Origin of the sequence: Klebsiella sp. BIGb0132 (genome assembly GCF_024810075.1) — a bacterium.
Lineage (GTDB): Bacteria > Pseudomonadota > Gammaproteobacteria > Enterobacterales > Enterobacteriaceae > Klebsiella > Klebsiella terrigena.
In genome coordinates this window covers 380,864-387,489 of record NZ_JANUDW010000003.1, presented here as the reverse complement: position 1 = coordinate 387,489, position 6,626 = coordinate 380,864, and the positions used below count along the sequence as shown (strand labels likewise).

Below are 6,626 nucleotides of genomic sequence, written 5' to 3'. Positions count from 1 at the left end.
GCTTTCGCTCACCGTTGCGAGGTGGCGTATATTACGCTTTCCTCTTTCAGAGTCAACCCTTTAATTCAGGATTTTTCTCTTCAACCGAACCGGCTAGTTGGTGTGAAGTGATTCACATCTACCGTGTCGATGGAGGCGCATTATAGGGAGCCCGCCGGGAATGACAAGCGGAAAAATACAATTTTATTTCAACCGCTCATCTTTTATACGTAACGCTTATTTTTGCTGCTTTTTGATGGCTGCGGGCAGGTCTGCAAGGCTATTAAGCACCCAGTCAGCGGCACTTTCCGCATCAGCCGTGACCGGCTTGCCGGTGCGCACCAGCACTTTAGTGCCAATATCCGCCGCCAGAGCTGCCTGCATATCTTCAACTTTGTCGCCTACCATATAAGAAGCGGCCATATCTATATTAAGGAAGTCACGCGCGGAGATGAGCATCCCCGGATGCGGCTTACGGCAATCGCAGGTCTGGCGGTATTCTTCAACGGTGCCCTGCGGATGATGCGGACAATAGTAGATACCGTCCAGATCGACGCCGCGGTCGGCCAGCGACCAGTCCATCCATTCGGTCAGCGTTTCAAACTGCGCTTCGCTAAACTTACCGCGAGCGATACCGGACTGGTTGGTGACGACCACCAGGGCGAAGCCCATCTCCTTTAATTGACGCATTGCATCAATTACGCCATCGATAAATTCAAAATTATCGATTTCGTGGACATAGCCGTGATCGACATTAATCGTGCCATCACGGTCGAGAAAAATTGCGGGTACTGACTGTGCCACCGGTTTACTCCTGATAAAGGCTAGTCTGATTAGTATCGCATGTTTCCTGATGCAAGAAAGTGCTCATTATACAGAGTCGGATTGATTTAGACGTCTGGATGCCTTAACATCCATTTCATTGACAGGCATCGCCTGGACACGGCAGAAGAAAATGCCACGGCAAACGGCTAAACGATAATAAATAACTGATGATTAAACTTTCGAATATCACCAAAGTGTTCCAGCAGGGGAACCGCACCATACAGGCGCTGAACGATGTCAGCCTGCATGTTCCCGCCGGGCAAATTTACGGCGTTATCGGCGCATCCGGCGCCGGTAAGAGTACGCTGATTCGTTGCGTAAACCTCCTCGAGCGTCCAACCCAGGGCAGCGTACAGGTGGGTGGGCAGGAGCTTACCGCGCTTTCTGAAAAGGAGCTCACCCGCGCACGCCGCCAGATAGGCATGATTTTCCAGCACTTTAACCTGCTGTCATCGCGTACCGTTTTCGGCAACGTGGCGCTTCCCCTCGAGCTGGACAATACTCCGCCGGCGGAGATTAAACGCCGCGTGACCGAGCTGCTGGATCTCGTCGGCCTGTCCGACAAGCATGATAGCTACCCGGCCAACCTCTCGGGCGGACAGAAGCAGCGCGTGGCAATTGCTCGTGCCCTGGCCAGTAATCCGAAGGTTCTGCTGTGTGACGAAGCCACCAGCGCGCTGGATCCGGCGACCACCCGCTCCATTCTGGAGCTGCTGAAGGATATCAACCGCCGCCTTGGCCTGACAATTCTGCTGATCACGCACGAGATGGACGTCGTCAAACGCATCTGCGACTGCGTCGCGGTCATCAGCAACGGGCAGCTGATCGAGCAGGATACGGTGAGCGAAGTCTTCTCTCACCCAAAAACCCCGCTGGCACAGCAGTTTATTCAATCAACGCTGCATCTGGATATTCCGGATGACTATCAGGCACGCCTGAAGCCAACCGCGCTCCCCGATAGCGTCCCGATGCTGCGCATGGAGTTTACCGGCCACTCCGTCGATGCTCCGCTGCTCTCAGAAACCGCCCGCCGCTTTAATGTAAATAACAACATTATCAGCGCGCAGATGGATTACGCCGGCGGCGTGAAGTTCGGCATTATGCTGACCGAGATGCACGGCACGCAGGAAGACACCCAGGCGGCAATCGCCTGGCTGCAGGAAAATCATGTAAAAGTAGAGGTACTGGGATATGTCTGAGGCAATGATCTGGCTGCTGTTGCGCGGCGTGTGGGAAACGCTGGCAATGACCTTTGTCTCCGGCTTTTTCGGTTTTGTCCTCGGCCTGCCGGTAGGCGTGCTGCTGTACGTCACCCGTCCGGGGCAGATTGCCGCTAACGCCAAACTCTACCGTACCCTGTCGGCGCTGGTGAACATCTTCCGCTCTATACCTTTTATTATCCTGCTGGTGTGGATGATTCCCTTTACCCGCGTGATTGTCGGTACGTCCATCGGCCTGCAGGCAGCCATTGTGCCGCTGACGGTTGGCGCCGCGCCGTTTATTGCCCGTATGGTGGAGAACGCGCTGCTTGAGATCCCAACGGGTCTTATCGAAGCATCCCGCGCGATGGGCGCCACGCCGATGCAGATCGTGCGTAAGGTCCTGCTGCCTGAAGCGCTGCCGGGTCTGGTGAACGCCGCGACGATTACGCTCATTACCCTGGTCGGTTATTCCGCCATGGGCGGCGCGGTCGGCGCCGGTGGTCTGGGGCAGATTGGCTATCAGTACGGCTACATCGGCTACAACGCCACGGTAATGAATACCGTGCTGGTATTACTGGTTATTCTGGTTTATTTAATTCAATTCTCTGGCGACCGTATCGTCCGGGCTGTGACTCACAAATAACATTATCGACACAACATCGTTCAGGACGCCTCCGCGCGGCCTGGGCGACGCGTGTACACACAGACTCTTACAGGAAGGAAATAGCATGGCCTTTAATTTTAAAACCTTTGCGGCAGTAGGCGCGTTGATCGGTTCTCTGGCTCTGGTGGGCTGCGGTCAGGATGAAAAAGATCCGAACCATATTAAAGTCGGCGTCATCGTCGGTGCTGAGCAGCAGGTTGCTGAAGTGGCGCAGAAAGTCGCTAAAGAGAAATATGGTCTCGACGTTGAGCTGGTTACGTTCAACGACTACGTTCTGCCGAACGAAGCGCTGAGCAAAGGCGACATCGACGTTAACGCCTTCCAGCACAAGCCTTACCTCGACCAGCAGATTAAAGACCGCGGCTATAAGCTGGTCGCCGTCGGCAACTCCTTTGTTTATCCGATTGCCGGCTACTCCAAGAAAATTAAAACCCTCGACGAACTGCAGCCGGGCTCCCAGATTGCCATTCCTAACGATCCGACTAACCTCGGCCGTTCCCTGCTGCTGCTGCAGCAGGCGGGTCTGATCAAGCTGAAAGAAGGCGTTGGCCTGCTGCCGACCTCTCTGGATATCATTGAGAACCCGAAAAACCTGAAGATTGTTGAGCTGGAAGCACCGCAGCTGCCGCGCTCCCTCGACGATGCGCAGATTGCCCTGGCGGTTATCAATACCACCTATGCAAGCCAGATTGGCCTGACCCCGGCAAAAGACGGTATTTTTGTCGAAGGTAAAGACTCTCCGTACGTCAACCTGATTGTTGCTCGCGAAGACAACAAGGACGCGGAAAATGTTAAGAAATTTGTTCAGGCTTACCAGAGCGATGAAGTTTTTGAAGCCGCGAATAAAATCTTTAACGGCGGTGCAGTGAAAGGCTGGTAATCTTTTTTCACCGTAATATCATTCAGGACGGGCTTTATGCCCGTCTTGTCATTTATTCAAGCACCTGATTCAATAGCGCCCTGTTTTATTATTCATTGAGGAAATACTATGCGTGCTTTACCGATCTGTTTGTTAGCACTCATGTTAAGCGGTTGCTCTATGCTAAGCAGATCTCCCGTCGAACCTGTACAAAGCACGGCAACGGCACCTGCCAAATCGGAACCGGCAAAACCCAAGGCCGTGCGCCCGGCACCGGTAAGAATCTATACCGATGCGTCAGCGCTGGTCGGCAAGCCTTTCCGCGATCTGGGTGAAGTCACCGGTGAGTCATGCCAGGCCTCAAATCAGGATTCACCGCCGAACATCCCTACCGCCCGCAAGCGTCTGCAAATTAATGCTGCGAAAATGAAAGCTAACGCGGTCCTGCTGCACAGATGCGAAGTTACCAGCGGTACGCCAGGATGCTATCGCCAGGCCGTTTGCCTTGGCTCTGCGCTTAACGTTTCGGCGCAATGAGTTCTTTTGAGTTTGCGCAGATAGGTGTTATTCGCTCGCCGTATAAAGAAAAGTTTGCCGTACCGCGCCAGCCCGGGCTGGTTAAAAACGGCGGCGGCGAACTGCATCTTCTACCCCCCTATAACCAGGCCGACGCCGTGCGCGGCCTGGAAAACTTCAGCCATCTGTGGGTATTGTTTGTTTTTCATCAAACCATGGACGGCGGCTGGCGGCCTACCGTGCGCCCTCCCCGCCTCGGCGGCAATGCGCGAATGGGCGTTTTCGCCACGCGCTCAACCTTCCGGCCAAACCCCATCGGCATGTCGCTGGTCGAGCTCAAGGGCATTCGCTGCCAGAAAGATCGGGTGATACTTGAGCTCGGCAGCCTCGACCTGGTCGACGGTACGCCGGTCGTTGATATCAAACCCTATCTGCCGTTTGCCGAAGCGCTGCCGGATGCCAGCGCCAGCTACGCCCAGCAGGCGCCGCTGGCGGAAATGACGGTCAGCTTTACGCCGGAGATGGACGCGCAGCTTGCGCTGCTGGAAAAGCGCTACCCGCAGCTTAAAGCGTTCATTCGCGAAGTTCTGGCGCAGGACCCGCGCCCGGCCTATCGTAAAGAGGAAGAAGCAGGAAAAACTTACGCCGTCTGGCTGCTCGATTTTAACGTGCGCTGGCGCGTGATTGCGTCCGGTTTTGAAGTCTTTTCTCTGGAACCACGCTAATTTTATTTTCCTCTCTTTTGGCATCTTTGCCACACTGGTAAACTAAACCACTTTTTTTGTTTCAGGCTGGCCCTCCAGCCTGTTCCGATCGTCCAAATGGAACCGTAACAACATGCGTACTAGCCAATATCTGCTCTCCACCCAAAAGGAGACACCTGCCGACGCCGAAGTCATCAGCCATCAGCTGATGCTGCGCGCCGGGATGATCCGCAAGCTGGCCTCCGGATTATACATCTGGCTGCCAACCGGCCTGCGCGTTCTGAAAAAAGTCGAAAACATCGTGCGTGAAGAGATGAACAACGCCGGTGCTATCGAGGTGTCTATGCCGGTCGTTCAGCCGGCAGACCTGTGGCAGGAGAGCGGTCGCTGGGAGCAATACGGTCCGGAACTGCTGCGCTTCGTCGATCGCGGCGATCGCCCGTTTGTCCTCGGCCCAACGCATGAAGAGGTGATCACCGACCTGATCCGCAACGAGCTGAACTCTTATAAGCAGCTGCCGCTGAACTTCTTCCAGATCCAGACCAAGTTCCGCGATGAGGTTCGCCCGCGCTTTGGCGTGATGCGTTCGCGCGAGTTCCTGATGAAAGACGCCTACTCTTTCCATACGACTCAGGAATCGCTGCAGGAAACCTACGACGCGATGTATGCCGCCTACAGCAAAATCTTCTCCCGCATGGGTCTCGATTTCCGCGCGGTACAGGCTGACACCGGCTCTATCGGCGGAAGCGCATCGCACGAGTTCCAGGTTCTGGCGCAGAGCGGCGAAGATGACGTGATCTTCTCCGACAGCTCCGACTTTGCCGCCAATATCGAATTTGCCGAAGCCATTGCGCCGAAAGAGCCGCGCGCCGCCGCCGCTCAGGAAATGACGCTGGTCGATACGCCGAACGCCAAAACCATCGCCGAGCTGGTTGAGCAGTTTAATCTGCCGGTTGAGAAGACCGTGAAAACGCTGCTGGTTAAAGCGGTGGAAGGCAGCGCTTATCCGCTGGTTGCCCTGCTGGTTCGCGGTGACCATGAGCTGAACGAAGTCAAAGCGGAGAAACTGCCGCAGGTTGCCAGCCCGCTGACTTTCGCCACAGAAGAAGAGATCCGCGCGATCGTCAAAGCGGGCCCTGGCTCTCTCGGTCCGGTCAACATGCCGGTTCCGGTCGTTATCGACCGTACCGTGGCGGCAATGAGCGATTTCGCCGCTGGCGCTAACGTTGATGGCAAACACTACTTCGGCATCAACTGGGATCGCGACGTTGCCACCCCGGAAGTCGCCGACATCCGTAACGTTGTCGCCGGCGACCCGAGCCCGGACGGTCAGGGTACGCTGCTGATCAAACGCGGCATCGAAGTCGGCCACATCTTCCAGCTGGGCACCAAGTACTCCCAGGCGCTAAACGCCTCGGTGCAGGGCGAAGATGGCCGCAACCAGGTGCTGACGATGGGCTGCTACGGCATCGGGGTTACCCGCGTGGTCGCCGCAGCTATCGAGCAGAACTATGACGATCGCGGCATCATCTGGCCGGAAGCTATCGCGCCTTTCCAGGTGGCGATTCTGCCGATGAACATGCACAAATCCTACCGCGTGCAGGAGCTGGCCGAGAAGCTGTATAGCGAACTGCGCGCCCAGGGCATTGAAGTCCTGATGGACGACCGCAAAGAGCGTCCGGGCGTGATGTTTGCCGATATGGAGCTGATCGGTATTCCGCACACCATCGTGCTGGGCGACCGCAACCTCGACAACGACGATATCGAATATAAGCATCGTCGCGTCGGTGAAAAACAGCTGATCAAAACGGGCGACATCGTGAACTACCTGGTTAACGCCATTAAAGGTTAATTCCGCGCCTGAATGCAAAAAGGCC

At 55.6% G+C, this 6,626-nt stretch carries 7 protein-coding genes; 6 read left to right on the top strand and 1 reads right to left on the bottom strand.

What is annotated here, in order from left to right; all coding sequences use genetic code 11:
- Positions 1 to 216: 216 nt before the first annotated feature.
- A complete protein-coding gene (gene gmhB, locus M2416_RS13345; protein WP_076946333.1) occupies positions 217 to 783 on the bottom strand; it encodes a D-glycero-beta-D-manno-heptose 1,7-bisphosphate 7-phosphatase in 567 nt (188 codons plus the stop codon).
- A 188-nt stretch (positions 784 to 971) separates the two neighbouring features.
- Between gmhB and metN the strand changes: the two genes are divergently transcribed.
- The 6 genes from metN to proS all read left to right on the top strand — a co-directional run bounded on the left by metN (position 972) and on the right by proS (position 6,601).
- Positions 972 to 2,003 (top strand): methionine ABC transporter ATP-binding protein MetN, encoded by a 1,032-nt coding sequence (gene metN, locus M2416_RS13340; RefSeq protein WP_041144155.1) that lies wholly within the window; start codon positions 972 to 974, stop codon positions 2,001 to 2,003.
- The gene (locus tag M2416_RS13335) at positions 1,996 to 2,649 is read left to right on the top strand and encodes a methionine ABC transporter permease MetI (protein ID WP_041144154.1); all 654 of its coding nucleotides are present in this window, start codon (positions 1,996 to 1,998) and stop codon (positions 2,647 to 2,649) included. Before metN ends, M2416_RS13335 begins: the two co-directional genes overlap by 8 nt.
- 85 nt (positions 2,650 to 2,734) lie before the next feature.
- Positions 2,735 to 3,550, top strand: coding sequence for a MetQ/NlpA family lipoprotein (locus M2416_RS13330; RefSeq protein ID WP_041144153.1), 816 nt, complete (start codon positions 2,735 to 2,737; stop codon positions 3,548 to 3,550).
- 108 nt (positions 3,551 to 3,658) lie between these two features.
- Entirely contained in the window at positions 3,659 to 4,066 is a 408-nt protein-coding gene (gene rcsF, locus M2416_RS13325) for an Rcs stress response system protein RcsF (RefSeq protein ID WP_041144152.1), read from the top strand.
- Positions 4,063 to 4,770 carry a tRNA (N6-threonylcarbamoyladenosine(37)-N6)-methyltransferase TrmO gene (gene tsaA, locus M2416_RS13320; RefSeq protein WP_041144151.1) on the top strand — a complete coding sequence of 236 codons (708 nt, stop codon included), beginning with the start codon at positions 4,063 to 4,065 and terminating at the stop codon, positions 4,768 to 4,770. The genes rcsF and tsaA overlap by 4 nt, the downstream gene beginning before the upstream one ends.
- Positions 4,771 to 4,882: 112 nt before the next feature.
- The gene (gene proS, locus M2416_RS13315; RefSeq protein ID WP_041144150.1) at positions 4,883 to 6,601 is read left to right on the top strand and encodes a proline--tRNA ligase; all 1,719 of its coding nucleotides are present in this window, start codon (positions 4,883 to 4,885) and stop codon (positions 6,599 to 6,601) included.
- The last annotated feature ends 25 nt before the right edge of the window (positions 6,602 to 6,626 follow it).

Excerpts from the sequence above, each read along its gene's own strand:
- metN (WP_041144155.1), top strand. The coding sequence starts at position 972 with ATGATTAAACTTTCGAATATCACCAAAGTGTTCCAGCAGGGGAACCGC.
- M2416_RS13335 (WP_041144154.1), top strand. The coding sequence starts at position 1,996 with ATGTCTGAGGCAATGATCTGGCTGCTGTTGCGCGGCGTGTGGGAAACG.
- M2416_RS13330 (WP_041144153.1), top strand. The coding sequence starts at position 2,735 with ATGGCCTTTAATTTTAAAACCTTTGCGGCAGTAGGCGCGTTGATCGGT.
- rcsF (WP_041144152.1), top strand. The coding sequence starts at position 3,659 with ATGCGTGCTTTACCGATCTGTTTGTTAGCACTCATGTTAAGCGGTTGC.
- tsaA (WP_041144151.1), top strand. The coding sequence starts at position 4,063 with ATGAGTTCTTTTGAGTTTGCGCAGATAGGTGTTATTCGCTCGCCGTAT.
- proS (WP_041144150.1), top strand. The coding sequence starts at position 4,883 with ATGCGTACTAGCCAATATCTGCTCTCCACCCAAAAGGAGACACCTGCC.